At 69.4% G+C, this 21,554-nt stretch carries 19 protein-coding genes; 12 read left to right on the top strand and 7 right to left on the bottom strand.

Annotation, left to right across the window (positions count from 1 at the left end; genetic code table 11):
• Positions 1-112: 112 nt before the first annotated feature.
• From OHT61_RS31080 to OHT61_RS31060, 5 genes are all read left to right on the top strand, one after another.
• On the top strand, positions 113-1,573 hold the full coding sequence (locus OHT61_RS31080) for an amino acid permease (RefSeq protein WP_329042779.1): 1,461 nt from the start codon (positions 113-115) through the stop codon (positions 1,571-1,573).
• Between the two features lie 244 nt (positions 1,574-1,817).
• Complete coding sequence (locus tag OHT61_RS31075; RefSeq protein WP_329042778.1) at positions 1,818-1,940, top strand: ribosomal protein bL36; 123 nt, start codon at positions 1,818-1,820, stop codon at positions 1,938-1,940.
• A 159-nt stretch (positions 1,941-2,099) separates the two neighbouring features.
• Positions 2,100-2,819 (top strand): GNAT family N-acetyltransferase, encoded by a 720-nt coding sequence (locus tag OHT61_RS31070; protein ID WP_329042776.1) that lies wholly within the window; start codon positions 2,100-2,102, stop codon positions 2,817-2,819.
• Positions 2,820-3,397: 578 nt separating this feature from the next.
• Positions 3,398-3,865 (top strand): nuclear transport factor 2 family protein, encoded by a 468-nt coding sequence (locus OHT61_RS31065; protein ID WP_329042774.1) that lies wholly within the window; start codon positions 3,398-3,400, stop codon positions 3,863-3,865.
• Between the two features lie 130 nt (positions 3,866-3,995).
• Complete coding sequence (locus tag OHT61_RS31060; protein WP_329042773.1) at positions 3,996-4,307, top strand: hypothetical protein; 312 nt, start codon at positions 3,996-3,998, stop codon at positions 4,305-4,307.
• Positions 4,308-4,449: 142 nt separating this feature from the next.
• Here the strand turns inward: OHT61_RS31060 and OHT61_RS31055 are convergent, their stop codons facing one another.
• Positions 4,450-4,836, bottom strand: a complete 387-nt coding sequence (locus tag OHT61_RS31055; RefSeq protein WP_329042771.1) for a hypothetical protein — start codon at positions 4,834-4,836, stop codon at positions 4,450-4,452.
• Positions 4,837-5,059: 223 nt separating this feature from the next.
• On the opposite strand from OHT61_RS31055, the gene OHT61_RS31050 reads away from it, so the two are divergent.
• Positions 5,060-5,185 (top strand): hypothetical protein, encoded by a 126-nt coding sequence (locus OHT61_RS31050; protein WP_329042769.1) that lies wholly within the window; start codon positions 5,060-5,062, stop codon positions 5,183-5,185.
• 248 nt (positions 5,186-5,433) lie between these two features.
• Entirely contained in the window at positions 5,434-6,783 is a 1,350-nt protein-coding gene (locus OHT61_RS31045) for an epoxide hydrolase family protein (protein WP_329042767.1), read from the top strand.
• A gap of 213 nt (positions 6,784-6,996) precedes the next feature.
• Here OHT61_RS31045 and OHT61_RS31040 read toward each other — a convergent pair whose 3' ends face one another.
• Positions 6,997-7,983: a D-cysteine desulfhydrase family protein gene (locus OHT61_RS31040; RefSeq protein WP_329042765.1), complete on the bottom strand. Its 987-nt coding sequence runs from the start codon at positions 7,981-7,983 to the stop codon at positions 6,997-6,999.
• A 222-nt stretch (positions 7,984-8,205) separates the two neighbouring features.
• Here OHT61_RS31040 and OHT61_RS31035 point away from each other — a divergent pair, with 222 nt between their 5' ends.
• The gene (locus OHT61_RS31035; protein WP_329042763.1) at positions 8,206-8,934 is read left to right on the top strand and encodes a TetR/AcrR family transcriptional regulator; all 729 of its coding nucleotides are present in this window, start codon (positions 8,206-8,208) and stop codon (positions 8,932-8,934) included.
• 160 nt (positions 8,935-9,094) lie between these two features.
• Here OHT61_RS31035 and secY read toward each other — a convergent pair whose 3' ends face one another.
• Both secY and OHT61_RS31025 read right to left on the bottom strand, forming a co-directional pair.
• Entirely contained in the window at positions 9,095-10,402 is a 1,308-nt protein-coding gene (gene secY, locus OHT61_RS31030; protein WP_329042762.1) for a preprotein translocase subunit SecY, read from the bottom strand.
• A gap of 647 nt (positions 10,403-11,049) precedes the next feature.
• Positions 11,050-11,445, bottom strand: coding sequence for a TIGR02611 family protein (locus OHT61_RS31025; RefSeq protein ID WP_329042761.1), 396 nt, complete (start codon positions 11,443-11,445; stop codon positions 11,050-11,052).
• A 1,484-nt stretch (positions 11,446-12,929) separates the two neighbouring features.
• Between OHT61_RS31025 and OHT61_RS31020 the strand changes: the two genes are divergently transcribed.
• The 3 genes from OHT61_RS31020 to OHT61_RS31010 all read left to right on the top strand — a co-directional run bounded on the left by OHT61_RS31020 (position 12,930) and on the right by OHT61_RS31010 (position 17,795).
• Positions 12,930-14,510: a class I adenylate-forming enzyme family protein gene (locus OHT61_RS31020; protein ID WP_329042760.1), complete on the top strand. Its 1,581-nt coding sequence runs from the start codon at positions 12,930-12,932 to the stop codon at positions 14,508-14,510.
• Entirely contained in the window at positions 14,494-16,038 is a 1,545-nt protein-coding gene (locus tag OHT61_RS31015; RefSeq protein ID WP_329042758.1) for a flavin-containing monooxygenase, read from the top strand. Before OHT61_RS31020 ends, OHT61_RS31015 begins: the two co-directional genes overlap by 17 nt.
• A 431-nt stretch (positions 16,039-16,469) precedes the next feature.
• On the top strand, positions 16,470-17,795 hold the full coding sequence (locus OHT61_RS31010) for a hypothetical protein (protein WP_329042757.1): 1,326 nt from the start codon (positions 16,470-16,472) through the stop codon (positions 17,793-17,795).
• Positions 17,796-17,986: 191 nt separating this feature from the next.
• Here the strand turns inward: OHT61_RS31010 and OHT61_RS31005 are convergent, their stop codons facing one another.
• From OHT61_RS31005 to OHT61_RS30995, 3 genes are all read right to left on the bottom strand, one after another.
• Positions 17,987-18,802, bottom strand: a complete 816-nt coding sequence (locus tag OHT61_RS31005; protein ID WP_329042755.1) for an alpha/beta fold hydrolase — start codon at positions 18,800-18,802, stop codon at positions 17,987-17,989.
• Between the two features lie 59 nt (positions 18,803-18,861).
• Positions 18,862-19,230, bottom strand: coding sequence for a DoxX family protein (locus OHT61_RS31000; protein WP_329042754.1), 369 nt, complete (start codon positions 19,228-19,230; stop codon positions 18,862-18,864).
• A gap of 181 nt (positions 19,231-19,411) precedes the next feature.
• Positions 19,412-20,803 (bottom strand): FAD-dependent oxidoreductase, encoded by a 1,392-nt coding sequence (locus OHT61_RS30995; protein ID WP_329042753.1) that lies wholly within the window; start codon positions 20,801-20,803, stop codon positions 19,412-19,414.
• 446 nt (positions 20,804-21,249) lie between these two features.
• On the opposite strand from OHT61_RS30995, the gene OHT61_RS30990 reads away from it, so the two are divergent.
• Positions 21,250-21,507: a hypothetical protein gene (locus tag OHT61_RS30990; RefSeq protein ID WP_329042751.1), complete on the top strand. Its 258-nt coding sequence runs from the start codon at positions 21,250-21,252 to the stop codon at positions 21,505-21,507.
• Positions 21,508-21,554 lie beyond the last annotated feature (47 nt).

The raw sequence follows: 21,554 nt of genomic DNA, 5'->3' as shown, positions 1-21,554 counted from the left end.
GCCAGAATCACAGGGTTCCTGATCATGAGCCTTCGAGCCATCGCCGGACGCCTCCCCCACGGGGCCCGGCCGGGAACGACCCACCTTCCCCTCACAAAGGCGACCCCCCTCCATGAGTGACGGCAGCATCTCGGCAGCCGGTAGGCGCGCCGCCGACGCACCGGCGGCGAACTCCCCCCACGTGGACGCCGGCGACGCCGGATACAGCAAGGACCTCAAGTCCCGCCACATCAACATGATCGCCATCGGTGGCGCGATCGGCACCGGCCTCTTCCTCGGCGCCGGCGGACGCCTGGCCGACGCGGGGCCTTCGCTCGCCATCGCCTACGCGGTCTGCGGCGTCTTCGCGTTCTTCGTCGTACGAGCCCTGGGCGAGCTGATCCTCTACCGGCCCTCCTCCGGTGCCTTCGTCTCCTACGCCCGTGAGTTCATGGGCGAGAAGGGCGCGTTCGCGGCAGGCTGGCTGTACTTCCTCAACTGGTCGACCACCGCGATCGCGGACATCACGGCGGCCGCGACGTATGCGCACTTCTGGGGCGTCTTCAGCGACATCCCGCAGTGGATCCTCGCGTTGATCGCCCTCGCCGTGGTCCTCACGGCCAACCTCATCTCGGTGAGGTACTTCGGCGAGATGGAGTTCTGGTTCGCGATCATCAAGGTCGCGGCGCTGGTCGCCTTCATGCTGATCGGCATCTTCCTCGTACTCACCCAGCACCCGGTGGACGGCCACACACCCGGTCTGTCGACCGTGTCGGACAGCGGCGTCTTCCCCGTCGGCACACTTCCCATGCTGCTCGTGATCCAGGGCGTCGTCTTCGCCTACGCGTCCGTGGAACTGTGCGGGGTCGCCGCCGGTGAGACCGAGAACCCCGAGAAGATCATGCCGCGTGCGATCAACTCCATCATGTGGCGGGTCGGACTGTTCTACGTCGGCTCGGTGGTGCTCCTCGCCCTGCTGCTGCCGTACACGGCCTACTCCGGGGATCAGAGCCCCTTCGTCACGGTCATGGACAAGCTGGGCGTGCCCGGTGCCGCCGGCGTGATGAATCTCGTCGTCCTGACCGCTGCGCTGTCCAGCCTGAACTCCGGCCTCTACTCGACCGGCCGCATCCTGCGGTCCATGGCCCTGTCGGGATCGGCACCCCGGTTCACGGGCCTGATGAACAAGGGGCAGGTGCCCTACGGCGGCATCCTGCTGACGGCGGGCTTCGGCGTCCTGGGCGTCGGGCTGAACTACGTGGTGCCGGGTCAGGCATTCGAGATCGTGCTGAACCTGGCATCGATCGGGATCCTCGGGACCTGGGGCATGATCATGCTCTGCTCCCTGGTGTTCTGGCACCGCTCGCAGGACGGCCGGGTCACGAGGCCCGCCTACCGTCTGCCCTGGGCGCCGTACACGCAGATCGTCACACTCCTCTTCCTCGCGGGTGTGGCCTTCCTGATGTGGTGGGGCGGCGGCGTGGGCCGGACGACGGTGATGTTCCTGCCTCTGATCGCGGCGGCGCTCGTCGGCGGGTGGTTCCTGGTCCGGGGACGGGTGCACGAGATGGCGCAGGCCAGGCAGCACGCCTGACGCGTTCGGCCGGGGGCCGGTGAGGCCCGCGAAAGCGCCCGGAGGGGTGGCACCTGTGAACGGCGGGCGCCGCCCCTGCGGCCGTGAGCCCGTGCGCACGCCACCCGCACGATCCCCGCACGCATGCACCCGCCACCTGCCGGCCCGCCGCATCCCGGGAATGTTCCGGCCGGTCAGCGGGTTGAACCCGTCGACATTGTCATGGACCTCTCACCCATGGTGCCGGTCCGGGAAGGAGACAACGATGAAGGTGCGTGGATCTCTGCGCTCGCTGAAGTCACAGCCCGGAGCGCAGGTGGTGCGCCGCCGTGGCGTGACCTTCGTACTCAACAAGAAGACGCCCCGTTCCAAGGCACGCCAGGGCTGAGCCCCGCGTGAAGGCCCCGCCCCCACCGGGACGGGGCCTTCCGCTGTCGCCGGGAGCAGCCGGACGGCAGCGGCCGGGGACGGGAAGGGGCGGGGTGACCGTTCCCGGGGATCCGTGCCGACGTACCGTTGCCGGGCGACGTCACGTACGGAGAGAGCCATGCCTGAGTACACCAACGAATTCGGTCAGCCCATCGGTGAGCCGGTGCCCGGCTGGGGCCCCCGTCCGCTGCCTTCCGGCGCCACGCTTTCCGGCCGCTACTGCCGGCTGGAGGCCCTGGATCCCGCCCGGCACACCCACGAGCTGTTCGCCGCGCTCGGCTCGGCCCGGGACGACCGCGACTGGACGTACATGTCCGTCGGCCCCTTCGCCTCCGAGGTGGAATTCGGCGCCTGGACCCGCGAAGCCGCGTCGAGCACGGACCCTCGGCACTACGCCGTGGTCGACCAGCGGTCCGGGAACGCCGTCGGCACCCTCTCGCTGATGCGGCAGAACCCCGCGAACGGGGTCATCGAGGTCGGCAACGTGATGTTCTCCCCTCTGCTGAAGCGCACCACCGTCGCTACGGAGGCCCAGTTCCTCCTCATGGCCCACGCCTTCGACGACCTCGGCTACCGGCGCTACGAGTGGAAGTGCGACAGCCGCAACGCCCCCTCGCGCAGAGCCGCGGAGCGCCTCGGATTCGACTACGAGGGCACCTTCCGCCAGGCGGTCGTGTACAAGGGACGCAGTCGTGACACGGCGTGGTTCTCGATCATCGGCGGTGAGTGGCCCGCGCTCCGTCGGGCGTTCGACGCCTGGCTCGATCCCGCCAACTTCGATGACGACGGCCGTCAGCGCCGGTCGTTGACCGACATACGTACGCGGATCGCGGTATGACGTCGGCCAAGGACGCGGCGGGCCTCCCCCGCGCGGCGGACCTGCCGCCGGGCGCGCCGGGGGCCTGATGGCCGGTTGCCGTGGCCGAAGGCCGCGCCTGCCCGATGGCTTCGCGCCTCTCGCAGGCCGGCGGCCCGGCACTCCCGGCCGCGCCGACCGGAGCACGACAACATCGCGGGCCCGGGTGTGCCTCGCACGCGAGAGTCGCCGCGGCCGGACGATGAACAGGGGTCTCCATGTCGTCCGTCTTCCTCGTCAGTGGGCCGTCCCGGGGCTTGGGGCGTGAGATCGTCCGCGGGGGCGCCAGCGGGCCACCAGGTCGTGGCGGGCGCGCGCAGACCCGAAGTGCTGGACGACCTCGTCGCGGAACACGGCGAGCGGATCGCTCCCGTCCCCCTCGACGTCACCCGAGCGCCGCACTGGCACGGCGCTTCAACCGGACATCACCCCGGCCGGAACCGGGCGGCGTCTGGCAAGCCCCCTGGCTCCGCTATACCGTTCGGGGGGCGACGAGGCCCGTCAGTCCGGCCGGAGCGTCCGGCTCCGCAGCGAGATCGTCCGAACCCCGAGGAGCAGCAGTGGCAGTTCCCCCTCCCGTCCCTCCCTTCACCCGGGAGTCCGCGACGGCGAAGGTCCGCCTGGCCGAGGACGGCTGGAACAGCAGGGATCCCCACAAGGTGTCGCTGGTGTACGCGGAGGACTCGCGCTGGCGGAACCGCAGCGAGTGGGTCACCGGCCGGACGGAGATCGTCGGCTTCCTGACCCGCAAGTGGTCCAGAGAACTGGACTACCGTTTGATCAAGGAACTCTGGGCCTTCGACGGCAGCAGGATCGCGGTGCGGTTCGCGTACGAATCCCACGACCCCGAGGGGAAGTGGTGGCGCTCCTTCGGCAACGAGAACTGGGAGTTCGACGAGGCAGGCCTGATGACCGTGCGGCATGCGTGCATCAACGACGTCCCGATCGAGGAGTCGGAACGCGCGTTCCGCTGGCCGCTCGGGCGCCGGCCCGACGATCACCCGGGTCTGAGCGACCTCGGCTTCTGAGGGCGTCTTATCCGGGCGAGTCTGTTTGATGACCTAGGGCGACGAAGTAGCCTTGGCCTGGTGTTCGCGGGCCCGTAGGGACTGCGGTTGAAGGCGGGATTGTCCGTGGAGGCAAGGTAGGGCGCGGAGCATGGTCGCCAGGGGGATAGCGCGGCTCCTGCTCAGTAACGATGGTGAGGCCGCGCTCGAGCTGACCGTGGAGCCCTGGGCGGAAACGCAAAAGATTCCGCCGAAGCAAACGTGGGCGGTTGTCACCCACTCGCCTGAAGCAGATGGATCATGGTCCGGGACTCTGCGCGGGGACGAACCGTTCCAGGTCGGCCATCGGCCCGAATCGGTCACGGTGTGGGTCAACGGCGACTGCTTCCACCTCAGCGACATGGATGGGAACTTCGTCGACTCGGCCGACCGGCATTGCCCTGTTCGAGGTTACGACTCCTGACTTGATCAGGAGTCGCGCCGGTTCGGGGGTGGACTCATGGGTGAGCCGTCGGCGCGTGAGGTCGACCATAGCGACCTTGCTCATGGCTTCGGAGCGGTGATCGACCTGATGAGCCGCAGGCTCACACGAGGGTCGGAAGGACTCATAGCCGCCGAGCCACGCTGACCCGCACGTCCTCGCCCCTCAACGCCTGCGGCCAGCGACCATCGATGACACCCGCCATGTACCGGCAGGGGTTGCAGGCGTTCTCCCGCTCTGGCAGCCACCAGTAATCCGACGGTGACATGCCGGCCACCTGGATTCCGCACAGCGTCCTGTCGAAGATGCCGAAAGCATGGGAGACGGTGGCGGTGAGGCCGTCCGCGACGGCCCGCTCCCAACGCATGTCCACGGGCGAGTACGGCGGCCGCACGACCTCGAAGTACTCGCCACCCACATGGGTGGAGGCGTAGCACCAGGAACAGGACCAGACCTCCTCTTCCCAGGCTGTCGGCAGTGTCGGCCATCGCCACATCGCACGTCCACTCACATCGCACTCCACGGACGGATCCTCACACGCCTCCACGCGCGCCCCGACCCGCTTCACAGCGCGCGACGCTACTGAACACCGGATGACGCGGAACACCACACGGGAGATATACTTGCTTCGTCAAGCATGCATCTGATTGACTTCCCGTCAGGCGGATTGGCGCACCCACGGGTTCCCTCGCGAGCGCGTCGGTCCACCTGCAAACACCAGCACAGTCACCCACTTGACCGGTGACGTATTTGTCGCCATGATCGTCACTGTACAGACCGGTGACGTCTTCGCGGCGTTCAGGACGATGCCCTTCGCGGAAGCCGAGATGCCGAGGGAGGAGGGAAGCCCGCAGCAATGACGAGACGCACAAAAGGCGCGCGATCCCCCGAAGTCGGCCTTGCCCGAGGGGCACGAGGCAGCGGACCGACAGGTGCGCCGGGAAGCCTCGGGTCACGTTCTGCGATCCGCAGGCCCGGGCCCAGGAGTCAACTCGCAGACTCCACCGCCGGACGCACCGGGGCGACGCCCGGCCCGCACCCTCATGCCCCCCCGCATCACCCCCACCCTGACGCGAGCCACGCTCGCGGTCGAGAAACGGAGTTCACGATGACCACCACCGAAGACGCGGGTCAGCCGCACGGCACCGGCCGCCGCCGGTTCCTGGGCCTCGCCGCAGGCGCCGTCGCCGCTACCCGGATCGGCCTGCCCGGCCAGGCGCAGGCGGCAGAGGCCGTCGTGGCGCAGCCCGGCACGACGACGTTCGACCCCGCGAAGCCGGTCCCCGGGGTCCGGCCGTTCCGCATCAAGATCCCGCAGCGCGACATCAACGAGCTCCGCCGCCGCGTGCGGGCGACCCGCTGGCCCGACCGGGAAACGGTGGGCGACCGGTCGCAGGGCGCGCAACTGGCGAAGCTCCGGCCGCTCGTCGAGTACTGGGGCAGCGGCTACAACTGGCGCAAGGTCGAGGAGAAGCTCAACTCACTGCCGCAGTTCATCACCGAACTCGACGGCCTGGACATCCAGTTCGCGCATATCCGCTCGCCGCACCCGAACGCGATGCCGCTGCTGATGACCCATGGCTGGCCGGGATCGATCATCGAGCTGCTGAAGGTCATCGGGCCTCTCACCAACCCGACCGCCCACGGCGGCCGCGCCGAGGACGCCTTCCACCTCGTGCTCCCGACGCTGCCCGGATACGGCTTCTCGGACAAGCCGACCGCGGCGGGGTGGAACCCCGCCAGGGTCGCCAAGGCCTTCCACGAGCTCATGCATCGCCTGGGTTACCGGCAATACGTCTCCCAGGGCGGTGACTGGGGTGCCATCATCTCGGAACTCCTGGCGACCCAGCGCCCGGACGGACTCCTCGGCATCCACATCAACATGCCCGGCACCGTGCCGCCGGACGTCTTGCGCCACCTGCGCAATTCCGACCCCGCACCCGCGAGCCTGTCCGCCCGCGAGAAGGCGGCGTACGACCGGCTGCTGCACTTCTACCGGGACGGCTTCGGCTACGCGGCGATGATGAACCAGAGCCCGCAGACCATCGGTTACGCACTGGCCGACTCGCCGGTGGCGATGGCCGCCTACTACTACGACAAGTTCGCCGAGTGGACCGATTCCGACGGCACGCCGGAGAAGGTGCTCACCTACGACGAGATGCTCGACGCCATCTCCCTCTACTGGTTCACCCGGACCGGGACCTCCTCATCCCGGCTGTACTGGGAAGGCGCCCAGGCCGGCGGCGGCCCGTTCGACGCCTTCGACATCCCCTCCCTCCCCGTGGCGGTCACCGTGTTCCCGGGCGAGATCTACCGCGCACCACGGAGCTGGGGCGAGCGCGCGTTCGGCAACCTCGTCCACTGGAACGAGGTCGACAAGGGCGGCCACTTCGCAGCCTGGGAGCAGCCGCAGCTGCTGTCACAGGAGATCCGCCAGGCCTTCAGGTCCCTGCGCTGACCGATGTCCGTCCGGGGCGGGCAGCGTGACGCCCCGGACGATGGACGGCGCCTCCGCCCTCCTGAGCACCACCCTGTTGCCGAGGCGGCGGAGGATGCGTGACTCCGGGCCGCACGGACGCGCCCGGGAGTCACGCTCGCCCGGGCACGCGCCGTACGCGGCCGCGGGCCGCCCGCTCGCCCCGGCCCGCCGAGGCCCTCGGACAGCGGCGTTCTACGCCGAGGGTGTCAACGCCGCTTCCAGCGAGGCGATCGTGGCCTGGTGGCCGAAGAGACCGGCCATCCCGCCCGAGTGCAGGAAGACCGTGCGGCGTCCCGGCACGATGACGCCCTCCTCGACGGCCGCGACGAGGCCGGCCATCGCCCGTCCGGTGTAGACCGGATCCAGCACGATGCCTTCGGTGCGGGCCGTCATGGTGAGTGCGGCAAGGGCGGCGCGAGTCAGTGACCCGTACCCCTCGCCCACCTGATCGAGGCGAATGCGCAAGGAATCGGCCGGGCAGTCCCTGCCCAGGAGGCCGGTGGCCAGCTTGGCGACGGTTCCGCCGGGGTCCGTGACGGCGCCGCAGTGGACTCCGATCACACGTGTCTCGCCGAGGGAGGCGACGAGGCCGGCCATCGTACCGCCGGACCCCACGGCCACGACGACGGCCGACAGGTCGGGGGCCTGCACGAGGAGTTCACGTCCGCACTCCTCGTACCCACGCGCGCCGGACACGTTGGAGCCGCCGAACGGAATCAGTGCGGGCACGGCCCCCTCCAGGCGGAGCCGCCCGACCACGTCCTGTGCGGCGGCGGACAGTTCACGGTCGCCCACGTCCCCGGCCCAGACGACGGTGGCACCGAAAAGACCGTCGAGCGCCAGGTTCCCGGACGACGAGGACCCGGGTGTTCCGGCGAGCACGAGCACCACGTCCAGCCCCAGCCGCGCTCCGGCGGCGGCGGTCAGTCGCGCGTGGTTGCTCTGCGGCGCACCGGTGGTGACGAGGACCGTTGCCCCTTCGGCGCGTGCGGCGCCGCAGGTCCACTCGAGTTTCCGGACCTTGTTCCCGCCGCCACCGAGGCCCGCGAGGTCGTCCCGCTTGATCCAGAGGTCGTCGGCCCCCAGCCCGAGGGCCCGGCCCAGTCGCGGCATGGGCTCCAAGGGGGTGGGCCAAGTCCCGAGGAGCACACGCTCGGTGGGGTGGCTTTCCGAGGTCATCGCGGCCCTTCCTCTCATCGCTTCCGTGGACGGCACCGGATCATCTTGCCAGGTCATCGGAGGCGTGATGATCGTCGGGCGGGACCTCACGGACGCTCGCGGAACGCCGGCCGCGGCCCCGGCCATGAGGGGCCCCGGCATCGGCCGGGTCGGCGCTCCCCCCGGACCACGGGAACGGCAGTGAGTGAACGCTCGTTCACTCACTGCTGATATCATCGGTGCATGGTGACAGGCGCAGGACAACAGTCACGCGAGGGGGCACGGGACCGGGTCGTCCGGGCGGCCGCCGCCCTTCTCTCGCGAGAGGGTCCGGACGCCGTCTCCACCCGGGCCGTAGCCGCCGCCGCCGGCATCCAACCGCCGACGATCTTCCGCTTGTTCGGCGACAAGGACGGCCTGATGGAAGCGGTGGCGGCCTTCGGCCTGAGCAAGTACCTCCCGGCCAAGGAACTGCTCGAGGCCACGGATGATCCGCTCGCCGACCTCGCCAGGGCATGGGATCTGCATGTCCGGTTCGGCCTCTGCCAGCCGGTCTTCTACACCCTCGCATTCGGTCAGTCGCGGCCAGGGCACGTGACCGCCGCCGGGCGCGAGGCCGTTGCGGGGCTTCAGCAGATCATGCGGCGCGCGGCCGACGCCGGCCTCCTCCGGATGAGCGTGGAACGCGCCACCGCACTGATGCACGCCAACGGCACGGGCGTCGTCTTCATGCTGCTCGGGATGCCACCGCAGGAGCGGGACCCCGGCCTCTCCGCGACGGCGCGGGACAACGTGCTCGCCGCTGTCACGGGCGGCGTTCGCCAGGCGGAGCGACCCGCCGGCGGCGTCGGCCACCGCGCGACCGCCCTGCGGGAGGCCCTGCAGGGCTCCGGTGCGTCCGCGCTCAGCGACGGTGAACGGATCCTGCTGACCGAGTGGCTCAAACGCCTGGCGGATACGGACACGGGGTGACCGTGGGCGGGGCCGCGCGTTCCCCTCGTGTCTCCCGAGCCGGATGCGACCGCCTGGCCGTCCCCTTCACGGCTCTCCCGCAAGGGACTCACAGCGCCCGATGGCCGGCCGGAAGCCCGGCCGGCCATCGGGCACGTCCCCGTTCAGGGGTACGGAGCCGTCAGCGGAGGAAACCCTCGTAGCTCTGCTGTTCGATCTGGCTGTTGATCTGCTTCACCGTCTCCAGGCCGACGCTCACGATGATCAGGATGCTCGTGCCCGTGAGCTGGTTGGAACTGCCGTAGCTCGCGAACGCCACGGTCGGCACGAGTGCGATCAGGCCCAGGTACAGCGACCCGGGCCACGTCAGCCGGTTGAGCACGTACCGCAGGTAGTCGGCGGTCGGCCTGCCCGCGCGGATGCCGGGGATGAAGCCGCCGGCCTGCTTGATGTTGTCCGCGACCTCGTCCGGGTTGAAGGTGATCGCCACGTAGAAGAACGCGAAGAACACCGTCAGCAGGAAGTACGCGGCGACGTAGTAAGGATGGTCGCCCTTGACCAGGTTCTGTGTGATCCACACCGCCCACGGGGCCGTCGGGTCCGCGAACTGGGCGATCAGCGCCGGTACGTAGAGGATGGACGAGGCGAAGATGACCGGCACCACACCCGCCTGGTTGATCTTGAGCGGAATGTAGGTCGCCGTACCGCCGTACGACTTACGCCCGATCACCCGCTTCGCGTACTGGACCGGGACACGGCGCTGCGCCTGCTCGACGAAGACGACCAGCGCGACCATCACGAACCCGATGAGGATGACGCTGAAGAAGGCGAGCCATCCGTCGGCGATCTTGCCCTCCTGCTTCACCGCCCAGAGGGCGCCCGGCAGCGTGGACGCGATGGAGATGAAGATGAGCATCGACATGCCGTTGCCGATTCCCCGGTCGGTGATCAACTCACCCATCCACATCACGCACGCCGTCCCCGCGGTGACCGTCAGGACCATCACCGCGGTGGTCAGGATCGAGTCGTTGGGGACGATCTCGGAGGCGACCGAGCAGTTCGGGAAGAGGGAGCCGCTGCGCGCCGTCGCGACCAGGCCCGTGCCCTGCAGTACGGCCAGCGCCACGGTGAGGTACCGCGTGTACTGAGTGATCTTCGCCTGCCCCGACGCACCCTCCTTCTTGAGCGCGTCGAGCCTCGGGATGACCACCGTCAGCAGCTGAAGGATGATGCTCGCCGTGATGTAGGGCAGGATGCCGAGCGCGAATACGGTGATCTGGAGGAGAGCGCCGCCGCTGAACAGGTTGACCAGACCCAGCAGGCCTCCACTGTCCGAGGCGGAATCAACGCAGGTCTGGACGTTCTGGTAGCTCACGCCGGGGATCGGAACGTGCGATCCCAGTCGGTAGATGATGATCAGACCGAGCGTGAACAGCAGCTTCTTTCTCAGATCAGGGCTCTTGAACACCCGAGCGAACGCGCTTAGCAATGGTTCCTCCTTCGCCCCCGCGCCGGCGCGTCAGAGGTCACTTCTCAAATGAGGACCGCGGCACCGGAGCCGCACACGGCATCCGGCGTCCACCGCCTCCTGGTGCTCCCGGCCACCACGGCGGTCGGGAACCGCGTGCGCGTCGAGGAGGACCGTCGTTCTGTTCTTGTGAGCGCGAAGCGGAGCGCCGCACGCATGGAAGAGCACCTGCGGAGAATCGGAAGGGCCTCCGCGCGGGGCTGGGGGCCGCTTCGCGATCGACCCGCAGGCATACGGGCTCCCCGTGCCGGCGGGGCCGGAGTTCAGCCTCGGGCGCCTATCCGCCCACGCGTCACCTTCAAGGGTGACCGCCGGCACAAGCCGTCGGCTCCGGCGGCAGCCCGGCCCACGTCGCGCACCAGCCAGGGATCGAGCACCTCGTGTACCCACCTTCCCGGCACTTGCAGGACAGCTGCGACAGACAGGCACCATATTCGAGTGACCGGCCTCGATCAGCAACCCGACAAGCCGCGAGGGACCCCACGAGCCGTAAGCGGACACCTCCTGTGCCCGAGCCGTGAGCCGACGGGCCGCAGGCCGGACGGACCTCGCCCGTCGGCCCGTCAACCGCGCGGGCCCGGGCGAGGCTACGCCGGTATCCGTGCCGTTCAGAGCGTGAAGACACCGAACCTCCAGACATATGCGCCCACCCCACCGGCCGCAAGCACGAGCCCGATCACCACGATGACCGAGTTTCGCCGCCGCACCCTTGGGTCGAGTGCACGGCGGGTCACCTCGGTGACCTTCCGCCGGGTCCAGCGCAGCACGCGCTGTGCCCACACGAACTCGGTCGCCCAGACAGCCATACCACCGAAGATCACGAGCCATCCCGGCCCGGGCAACGGCAACAGGACGATGCCGGTCGCGACGACCACCGCACCGACGACGAAGACGCCGGCCTTCCACAGCAGGTGAAGGAGGGGAGTACGTCTCACCACGCGGGGAGCCCGGGAACCCAGGGGAAGATCCCGTTTCCGGGGAGCCGTCGTGGAGGTCCGACTCATGACACCGCCACCTCAGCTCCCGAGTTGCCCGCAAGGATGCGCCTCGCCGGCGCCGCTCATGCACGGTCCCGCGTGGCTTCGGATCGAAACCGGACGACCAGCGCAGCGTCATCCACAAGTCACCCTACTGTCGGCGCGAACCCCTGAAAACAAAAAGCGGATACCGTCGATATGACGCTGCTCACCTCCGGTATTTCGACCGACACCTCCGCTCGCGGCCTGGTGATACCGGTCACACATTGCGCCGACCGTGAACCATCGGCACTCCAGTCGGTGCGATCACCGATAACGGCCGACAATATCCAGCCCCACGGGATCCTGTTACAGTGCACTTATTCAGGTGTCGGCCGAACAGTCGACGCCTGACGAGTTCGCGCCGTCGACCGCTTCAAAGAGCTGCCGAATCCACGACTCACACAGGCCTCCCACCGCGAGGCCGGCTTCGGGTCGCCGCCCCACCCAACGCGGCGACGCCGAAAGCCCGAGAACGGACTTCACGCCCGTTCCGCGCATGGTCACGCGGAGAGACGGAACAGGGGACGCCTGCTTTCCTCGCGCCGACCGCGCCACTCGGCTCCGCATCGCCGGCGCCCCAAGGCGGCACAACCACAGAGACTCCCCTGATGAAGTCATGGCATCAGGGGACTGGGCGGGAGTTCGTGGGGACGGAACCCGCCCACGCCAGGCGCCCGGGACCACCAAAAGCTGGTCCCGGGCGCCGCCCGCGTCACCGCGCCGCGGTCGCACAGCCCGCCGTCACAGACGGTGCCGCCTGTGGCGGCAGACCGATTCGACGCGACGCGAGAAAAGCACTCGGAGTGACGGACCGGCCGTAAAGCCGGACCGGCAGGTCGCACACAAGATTCCCCATGATCACGCGCATTCCGCTGCTTCGCGTACAGCAACCCGGGCACCCTCGATTCACCGAAGGCGAAAGTCCGCATAAGCCGGGACCACCGAGCGGCAGATTCATTGCAGCCCAAACCGAACTTCTGGAATCCGCTGCCACCCGATACACAGAAAGGGGTTCGCAAAGCACGCGAGCGCCTTGCCCTCATTCCGTCACGCGATTCCCGAACCGGTCGACGGGCCCGGGCCACTGCCATTGCGGCCCCGAGTCGCACGCAAGCACCATGACCCGCCCGACATCGCGCCCGCCGGAGAGCAGACGGTCCGGGGTCCGCGCCACGTCCGCTTCGGGCGCCAGCCTAACGCATCAATTGCCTGGTCAAGCAACTTGTTCGCGCCGCCCTCCGCCATCGACCGGAGTCCGTGGTGTTCGCCCCCGCAGCGATCACCGCCGCGCGACCGCATGGCTGACGGGTCGTTGTACGATCACGGAGATACGTGTGCCGCTTCCGGTTGTTGCGCCGAGTGTGTGCGAACACGTAGGGGCCGTTTCCCGGGATGTACGAGGCCGATGGTGTCCTGATCCGGCAACAGCCCCTCTCCTTCCTCCTTCCGACACACGCCAGGGAGCTGTGATGCGCGCGAAGACTCTTGCTCGCGGATTCATCGAGATCGGTACCGAGCACGGTGGGCGTGAGGCAGTGGTGGACGGGCCCGTCCGTCTGCGGCACGACGAGGTGCTGCGACGAGCCACCGCCGTCGCGGTCCGGTTGAGGCACCTGGGAGTCGGGCCGGGCGACCGGGTGGCGATCCTCCTCCCGAACTGCTGGGAGTACGCCGTCACTTACATCGGGGTTCAGCTGGCCGGGGCCATCGCCGTCCTGGTGAACACCCGGCTCGCCGGTCCCGAGCTCACCCATGTCTTCAGCGACAGCGCTGCCGGGGTGATCGTCACGGACGCCACGGAAGGGAGGCTGGGCTCCCGCGTCCCGGGAGAGTTCGCCGAGCGCATCGTCCCGGTGGAGGCGGTGGTGGCCGCTCCGGAGCCGGGAACCGCGGACGTCGACCCGAGTACGCTGCCCGGTTGCGAGCGGGACGCCTCCGACGTGGCTCACCTGCTGTACACCTCGGGCACCACGGGCAGGCCGAAGGGTGCGATGCACACGCACGCGAACCTGCTCTTCAACGCGGGCACCGTGCGCGAGCGCCTCGGTGCCAGGCCCGGCGAACGGACGCTCATCGCCGCTCCGATGTTCCACGCGGTCGGCGTGGTGTCCCAGTTCGTCGGATTCATCACGGCCGGCGGCTGCTGCATCTTCACGCCGGAGTTCAAGGCGAAGACCGTGGTGGAGCTGATGGCCCGGGAGCGGATCACGTTCTTCGCCGGCGTCGCCGCGATGCTCCGCCTGATCCTCCTCGAAGCCGAACACACCGCCCCCGATCTGTCGAGCCTGCGGCTCTTCGTCATGGGTGGCTCACCGGTCCCCGAAGACTTCCCGGGCGAGGTCGCCAGGCGCCTGCCCGGTCTCACCCTCGCCAACGTGTGGGGGCTGACCGAGGGCACCTCGATCACCACCTACACCGAGGGCGAGGAGTACGCCGGGCATGCCGGAACGGTGGGCCGCCCCGTGGCGGGTCTCGAGGTCGCCGTCTCGGTCGGCGGTGGCCGGCCGGAGGATCTGCGGGACACGGTCGGCGAGTTGTGCATGCGCGGCCCCGCGGTGACGGCAGGGTACTGGAACAACCCGGACGCCACCGCGGCGGCCTTCGTGGACGGGTGGCTGCACACGGGAGACGTCGGCAGCGTGGACGGCGAGGGCTTCGTGCGTGTGCTCGACCGGCTCAAGGACATGATCATCCGTGGCGGGGAGAACGTCTACTGCCTGGAGGTCGAGAACGCGCTGAACACGCATCCCGACGTCGCCGATGTCGCCGTGGTCGGCGTGAGCGACCCGATTCTGGACGAACGGGTGCGCGCGGTGGTCGTGCCCCGCTCCGGCGGCTCCCTCGACATCGAGTCGCTGCGCGAGCACGCCGCGGCCTCGCTGGCCGACTACAAGGTGCCCTCCGAGTACCTCTTCGTGGAGGAACTGCCGCGCAACGCGTCCGGCAAGGTCCTCAAGCGCAGTCTCGTGGAGATCGCGCTCACCGCCCCGGACGACGTCCTGCCGCTTGCGGGCGGCGCCGGCGAGGAGACCGATGCACTCCCCCGCTGAACCGGTCACCGGAGAACTCCCGTCGCCCACCGCCGTCGACGTCGTGATCGTGGGCGCCGGGTTCAGCGGGCTGGGCGTCGCGGCCATGCTCGACAGGGCGGGTTTCTCGTCGTTCGTGATTCTCGAGGCCGCCGACGACCTCGGCGGCGCCTGGCGGGACAACACGTATCCGGGGTGCGGATGTGACATCCCCTCCCCTCTGTACTCGTACTCCTTCGATCAGAAGGCCGACTGGAGCAGGCTCTTCGCCAGGCAGCCGGAGATCCTGGGCTATCTGCGTGATGTCGCGCACCGGCGACGGCTCGTCGGCCGCGCCCGGTTCGGCCGGCGGGTCGACAGCGCCCGGTGGATCGGGGCGGAGGCACGGTGGGAGGTGACGACCTCGGTCGGCGAGACCTACCGGGCGCGCTTCCTCGTCTCCGCGGTGGGCCCGCTGCATCATCCCGCGTACCCGGATCTGCCCGGGGTCGATTCCTTCGGCGGGCCGGTCTTCCACTCCGCGGCCTGGCGGCACGACGTCGACCTCAGCGGCAAGCGGGTGGCGGTCATCGGCGCGGGCGCCAGCGCGATCCAGTTCGTGCCGGCGATCGTGGACACGGTCGCGGAACTCACCGTCTTCCAGCGCACCGCGCCGTGGGTGGTCCCCAAGGCGGACCGCCCCTTCGACGGACGCCACCGTCTGCTCGCCCGGTGGTTCCCTCCCTACCGCTGGTGGGTGCGCGAGCGGCTGTTCCGGATCCACGAGGAGCGTGCCGCCGGATTCCTCGGTGACCCGCGGGGCATGGCGAAGACGGAGGCCCTGGCGCGCAGGCTGATCGAGAGGCAGGTTCCGGACCCCGGCATGCGGACCACGGTCACACCGGACTACGCCCTCGGCTGCAAGCGGCTCCTGGTCTCCAGCGACTGGTATCCCGCTCTGGTCCAGCCCCACGTCCAGGTGCGGCGCGGTGGGGTCGGTGAGGTGCGGCCCGGTGCCGTGGTCGGTGACGACGGAGTCGAGGTGCCGGCCGACGTCCTGGTCTTCGGAACCGGATTCGACTCCCGGAACACCGTCCGGATCGACATCACGGGCCGGGACGGCGTGACGCTCGCCGAAGCGTGGGGGGAAGGCAATCAGGCCTATCTCGGCACCACCGTCGCCGGGTTCCCCAACATGTTCCTGATGGTCGGGCCGAACACCGGGCTCGGGCACAACTCGCAGATCTTCATGATCGAGGCGCAGGCCCGTCACGTCGTCACCCTCATGCGCCGGATGCGCCGCAGCCGTACGGACTCGCTCGAGGTGCGTCCGGAAGTCCAGGAGGCGTTCAACGGCTGGATGGGCGAGCGTATGGCCGGCACCGTATGGCAGTCCGGAGGTTGCCGCAGCTGGTACCAGGACCCGCGGTCGGGCCGGAACACGGTCCTGTGGCCCGGCACCGCGCTGTCGTTCCGCCGCCGCACCCGGCAGGTCAGGATGACGGACTACCACATGGAGCGGGTGCGGAACAGGGGTGCGCGGGGTGCGCGGGCTGCCGGGCGCGGGTGACACCTGCCGGCGGTCAGCGGCGCGTCCACGTCCCGGCCGTCCGGTACGGCGGGGCCCTGCACCGCACCGAGCGGTGGGGACTCCCGCCGTCCTTCATGTGCGGTGGCGTTCGGGCGCCTTCCGTGTGTGAACCGCCGGGCGCTCCACGCGGCCGGCACGCCACTGCCGCCGAGCCGCGTGCACAGCCGGTCCGCGGGGAGCCGGGAGCAGCGGAAGACGCACCGTCGTGACACGAGGACGCAGTGGAGTCGAAAGGCCCGGACGCCACACCTGGTGGCGTCCCGGGCCTTGCCGCCCGCCGGCCCCCGGCGCAGGTTCGGCAGAGGCGCCCGTGACATTACTCATGCTGGATACACGAATATGCCGACACTGTCGTACCTTGATATGTCAAGCAAGATGTACATGCAGGAGAACAGACGAATGGGGCGTTCATGCGCACTTTCACTCGCAGGGGGATACTCGGCCTGAGCGCGGGAGCAGCGGCCGCCGTAGGACTCGCGGCGTGCCGCTCCGTGACATCCCCAAAGAGTGCGCACGCGGCCGCGGGCCCGAGTGACACTCCCGCGGCCCCCGGCACCCCAGGACCCGCCGAACCCACCGCCCGGCTCATCGGCGACGGTTCGACCTCCTTCACCGGAAAGCAGCCGCATCAGCCGGCCGCACCCGTGCCGCTGGAGCCCGGACAGACCCCTCCCCAGTTCGTGGTCTTCTCCTGGGACGGTGCGGGCGAGGTGGGCACCGGTCTCTTCCCCCGCTTCCTCGACCTTGCCCAGCAGCACGGCGCGTACATGACGTTCTTCCTCTCGGGCCTGTATCTGCTCCCCGAGTCGAAGAAGCGGCTGTACGACCCTCCGAACAACCCGCTCGGTGCCTCGGACATCGGCTATCTCACCGACGAGCACGTCCGGGCCACCCTGTCGAACGTGCGCCGGGCCTGGCTGGAGGGCCATGAGATCGGCACGCACTTCAACGGCCACTTCTGTGGCGGACATGGCAGTGTCGGCAACTGGACGCCCCAGCAGTGGCGTTCGGAGATAGACCAGGCCAAGTCGTTCGTGAAGGAGTGGCGGACCAATACCGGCTGGACCGACGAACCGCCCCTGCCCTTCGACTACGACAAGGAACTGGTGGGCGCCCGGACCCCGTGCCTGCTCGGTCAGGACAGCCTGCTTCCCACGGCACGCGCGCTCGGCTGGCGCTACGACGCCTCCTCACCCGGGGGCCGTCAGGTCTGGCCCGTGAAGAGGGAGGGTGTGTGGGACTTCCCGTTGCAGCAGATTCCCTTCCCCGGACACTCCTTCGAGGTCCTGTCGATGGACTACAACATGCTGGCCAACCAGTCGGTCAACTCGACGCAGGCTCCGGCCTACAACTACCCGGGCTGGCGGGATCAGGCCACCCAGGCCTACATCTCCGGCTTCCAGCGGGCGTACGAGTCGAACCGGGCTCCGTTCTTCATCGGCAACCATTTCGAGCAGTGGAACGGCGGCATCTACATGGACGCCGTGGAGAAGGCTCTCGAGCACATCGCCCGGGAGAGGGACAACGGCGGCGACGTACGTCTCGTCTCCTTCCGCCAGTTCACCGACTGGCTCGACGTACAGCGGCCCGATGCGCTGGCCGCACTGCGTGGGCTGGATGTCGGCGAGCAGCCTGCGGAAGGGTGGGCCGGCTTCCTGGGAGGCCGCTCCGGCGCGGCCGGGACGCCGGAGGGGTCCGGAGCTCCTGAACCGCACGACTCCGGAGCAGCAGCCTGACGCACGGGGTGCACCCGTGGAAACACCGAAGCCGACGAGCTGATACTCGTCGGCCTTCGGTGCGTGGTCCCGCCTCCGGCACACCTCGCGGCAGGCGGTCCGGCGGAGCCCGGGCCGGGCTCGGGTGCTCGGTGCCCCGGCCGAGTGGTCCGGCCGGATCACCGACGCCCTGCCGTCGCGCATGCCGTGGGTCAGTCCAGGTCGGAGATGAACCGGGTGAGGACGTCCGCGAAGTCCTCCGGCGCCTCCAGGTGCGGGGCGTGTCCGACGCCGGGCAGCATGTGCACGGTACCGCCCCAGAGCGTCGGCATCCTGATGTCGTTCAGGTACTCCGAGCTGACCAGTTGTTCACCCTCACCGTGCAACACCGCCAGGGGCCGCGTCAGGTGTTCCACGACGGCCCTCTCGTCGGCGAAGGCCCCGGCCTGGAGGCTCGCCAGGAGACCGGCGCGAGCCGCCCCGTCGGTGGCGAGCACGTCCGCGACGAGCTCGTCGGTCGGCAGTGCCGATCCGGGAGCCAGGAAACTCCTGGCGTAGGCCGCGGCCGCCTCGGCGTCCACGTCCGGGGTGAATCCCACGTTCATGGCCGGGTTCGGCAGGAAGGCCCTGCCGACATCGGCAGGGCTGCCGACGGGCGGGGTTCCGAAGAGGACGAACCCCACGGCCTCGGGCAACGCGGAGGCTGCTTCGAGGGCGATGTGTCCGCCCAGGCTCCAGCCGACCACCACCGCGTCCTCGGCGCGCAGTTCACGGACGAAGCCGGTGAGCGTCGAAGCGTAGGACCGCAGCGAGTAGTCGTCGGCCTTCCCGGTGTGCGCCGAACCGCCGTGACCGGGCAGATCCGGTGCGAGACAGCGGTACCGCTCTCCGAAGGGGCCGTCGAGCAGGTGTCGCCAGACACGGCTGGAGGAGGAGTTCCCGTGCACCAGGACGACCGTCCGGCCCGTGCCCGCCGATGCGGTGTAGGTGATCCGCTGCCCGGCGATGCTGATCTGTTGTTCCTTCACAGGTCTTCCTTCTCGCTCGACGACTCACCGGTCCGCACCGGCGTCCAACGGGCGTGCCGTCAGATCGATGCGGCCAAGGTGACGATGGTGGCTGCGGCGAGGACCAGGAACACGAACGGCGCCATGGCCGCGTTGCGGGTGGCACTGTCCCGGTAGTCGCCCCACTTCGCGTGGAAGCAGATCGCACCGACGAACACTACTGCCAGGCCGGCAGCCGCCGCGATGCCCAGCGGCTGCCACCAGATGCCCACGACGAGGCCGATGCCGGCAGCGACCTCGGCCATGCCGATGAACCGGACCATGGCGGCGCCGAGGCCCTTCTGGATCAGGCCGTCGGGCACGTCACCCTTGAGCTGCACCTTGGGGGCGCCACCGGCGAGGACGGCGAGGGCGAGCAGGATGCTGAGGATAACGGCTGCTATATACATGATGGTTCTTTCTCGGAGTGTCGTGAGACGGATGCGAATGATGCGTTACTGGGGTTGTGCGCAAGCCCACCGGGCCTGTCCCGGTTGAGGGTCGGGCCAGGGTGGGTTCTGCCTCGCCGGCGCGTCGGCTCATGCCGTCCGTGCCGGCGCAGGTCTCATGGCGGGCCGTGCGGTTCGCGCTTCATGAAGGCGTGCTCGCCCGCTGGTTCACGGCCACGGCCCGCTCGATCAGCGCCGGGTCGGCCAGGGTGTCGGGGTGGGCCAACACGAACCGGACCGCCTGGCACGCGTCGGCTGTCGTACGGTCGGTCAGAGCGGCCTGCGCGAGCTGCTCCATCGCGGACCGTTGCTGCTCGCTTTCTTCGTCCGCGGCGACTCCCCGGAGGATGTCCGTGCGTACGGCGTCGGCGCTCGTGGAAGGGTCCCATACCGCGTCCGTCGCGACCTTCTGCGAAGCGAAGAAGCGCTCCGCCGGAAGGGCGGGGTCGGGGTCGTGAGCGAGGTAGTCGGCCAGGCAGGCCGCGTGCAGAGCGGCCGAGGAGACGCCCTGCGCGTACCTCGCGTTGAGGGACACCGCCGCGTCCCCGACGCTGACGACGCGGGCCGGGAAGCGCGTGAGGCCGCCGAAGTCCCTTCGTATGCTGGTGGCCTGACGAAATCTCAGTACGTCGCGGACGACGACACCGGCGGCGGCCCTGCCGAAGGGCGCCGGAAGCCTGTCACAGAGCGCACGGAATTCCTCGATCGACCCGGGAGGCCTGTTGCCTCCGTAGACGAGCAGGCCGACCATCCGCAGGTCGTCCTCGATCGGCACGACCATGCCTGCGGCCAGTCCTCCCGGACCCGCGAACCGGGGGTACTGGAGTGACGTGAGTCGCCGGTCCGTGTCCGTTGCGGTTCCGCCGAACACGGCGGTCGCGTAGTGGATGCCGGTCTCCGTGCGCTGCTGGTACGGCCGACTGTAGCCCGCTTCGTCCAGCCAGTCCGAGAGACTGCTGGAACGGCCCATCGCGTCCACGGTGAAGTCGACGGGCAGGATGTCCTCGCTGTCGGCCTCCACGTACCGGACGGCGCTCACCGCGTCGCCCCGGTACACGAGACCCGTCACCTGTGCCGTGACGGCCGAGACGTTGGGCAGGCCGAGTACGCGGCGGCGCAAAGCCGATTCCAGGAAGGGGCGGCTGGAGAGAAGCATGCGCCCTTCGCCGGTGCGCACCTGCTCGACTCCGTCGACGAAGAGGTCCATCCCGTCCGGGGTGACGAGGACTCCGCCGTTCTCGCGCATCTCCTCCGTGATGCCGGGCAGCCAGCGTTCCATCAGTGCGAGCCCGCCCGGCATCACCACGTGGGCCTGCCGGTCGTGCGGAACACCTGCCCGCGCCCGCCCGGTCACGTCGGCCTCGTCCCGCTCGATGACCAGCACCTCGGTGGCGTGGTCGGCGAGGATCCGGGCGGCCAGAAGACCGGCGACACTCCCACCGAGCACGCAGGCCGTGTCGAACAGGACCGGCGTGGAACCCGACGCGTCCTGCCGGACCAGCCGGTCGAACACGGCGACGGGCGATTCAGCCACCTTCACTCCTCCGCCTGGTGGTGGCCGCGCGGCCGCCGGATTGGCCGCTGGGCTGCGGTCACCGGTCGGTGACCGCACCCCGTCGGCAATGCTTGTCCGGGAAAGTAAATCTGTATATATTTGCTTTGTCAAGCACATGGATGGGCCGACGCGTCATGCACAGCCCCTCGGCCCGGCTGCGGTCACCGGCCGGCGAGCCACCCACCGTGCTGGGCGGGCGCGGGCGGCGGAGGGGCCGTGCAGCCGCCCGCAGGGGCGACCTGCCACCGGTACCGCCCCGCTCACGAGCCCGGGGCCGCGGTCCCGCACCGCTCCGATGAGGAAATCGGCGCAGCCTCCGCCTACCAAAGTATAGAAATCCCGCACACCCATGCGCCCTTGGTCTGCGAACTGCGCGTACCAATGGCCGAAGTCCGCCACCTCACCAGATCATTAGCGTGACGGACATGAACCTCAAGAAGCTTTCCGAAGATTTCATGCGGGCCGGAATCCCCGCGGTCCTGCTGGCCGTCACGGGACTGTTCGTCACCGTGTTCGCGGCTGTGCACATCCTGGAGCGGGCCTGGGCCCACGTGGCACTGCACCTGCTGAACGTTCCCGGGCTCGGCGCGGTGGCCGGGCTGGCCGTCGGCGGAGCCTTCCTCGCCGTGGCGGCACTGGTCCAGCGGCACGCGTCGGCCGGCCGTACGCAAACACGCGGCTGAGGCGAGGAGTTGGGGCGCCGCTCATGCGTGTCCGGGTGCGGGCGCCC

The organism is Streptomyces sp. NBC_00178 (assembly GCF_036206005.1).
GTDB lineage: Bacteria > Actinomycetota > Actinomycetes > Streptomycetales > Streptomycetaceae > Streptomyces.
Note: the sequence above shows the minus strand (reverse complement) of the source record. Positions and strands in the feature narration are given on the sequence as shown.

What these genes read in the sequence shown, in the direction of transcription:
- OHT61_RS31025 (WP_329042761.1), bottom strand. Translation starts at nt 11,445, where the DNA reads ATGAGTCGGACCTCCACGACGGCTCCCCGGAAACGGGATCTTCCCCTG.
- OHT61_RS31045 (WP_329042767.1), top strand. Translation starts at nt 5,434, where the DNA reads ATGACCACCACCGAAGACGCGGGTCAGCCGCACGGCACCGGCCGCCGC.
- OHT61_RS31020 (WP_329042760.1), top strand. Translation starts at nt 12,930, where the DNA reads ATGCGCGCGAAGACTCTTGCTCGCGGATTCATCGAGATCGGTACCGAG.
- OHT61_RS31035 (WP_329042763.1), top strand. Translation starts at nt 8,206, where the DNA reads ATGGTGACAGGCGCAGGACAACAGTCACGCGAGGGGGCACGGGACCGG.
- OHT61_RS31060 (WP_329042773.1), top strand. Translation starts at nt 3,996, where the DNA reads ATGGTCGCCAGGGGGATAGCGCGGCTCCTGCTCAGTAACGATGGTGAG.
- OHT61_RS31010 (WP_329042757.1), top strand. Translation starts at nt 16,470, where the DNA reads ATGCGCACTTTCACTCGCAGGGGGATACTCGGCCTGAGCGCGGGAGCA.
- OHT61_RS31000 (WP_329042754.1), bottom strand. Translation starts at nt 19,230, where the DNA reads ATGTATATAGCAGCCGTTATCCTCAGCATCCTGCTCGCCCTCGCCGTC.
- OHT61_RS31015 (WP_329042758.1), top strand. Translation starts at nt 14,494, where the DNA reads ATGCACTCCCCCGCTGAACCGGTCACCGGAGAACTCCCGTCGCCCACC.
- OHT61_RS31040 (WP_329042765.1), bottom strand. Translation starts at nt 7,983, where the DNA reads ATGACCTCGGAAAGCCACCCCACCGAGCGTGTGCTCCTCGGGACTTGG.
- OHT61_RS30990 (WP_329042751.1), top strand. Translation starts at nt 21,250, where the DNA reads ATGAACCTCAAGAAGCTTTCCGAAGATTTCATGCGGGCCGGAATCCCC.
- OHT61_RS31075 (WP_329042778.1), top strand. Translation starts at nt 1,818, where the DNA reads ATGAAGGTGCGTGGATCTCTGCGCTCGCTGAAGTCACAGCCCGGAGCG.
- OHT61_RS31080 (WP_329042779.1), top strand. Translation starts at nt 113, where the DNA reads ATGAGTGACGGCAGCATCTCGGCAGCCGGTAGGCGCGCCGCCGACGCA.
- OHT61_RS31070 (WP_329042776.1), top strand. Translation starts at nt 2,100, where the DNA reads ATGCCTGAGTACACCAACGAATTCGGTCAGCCCATCGGTGAGCCGGTG.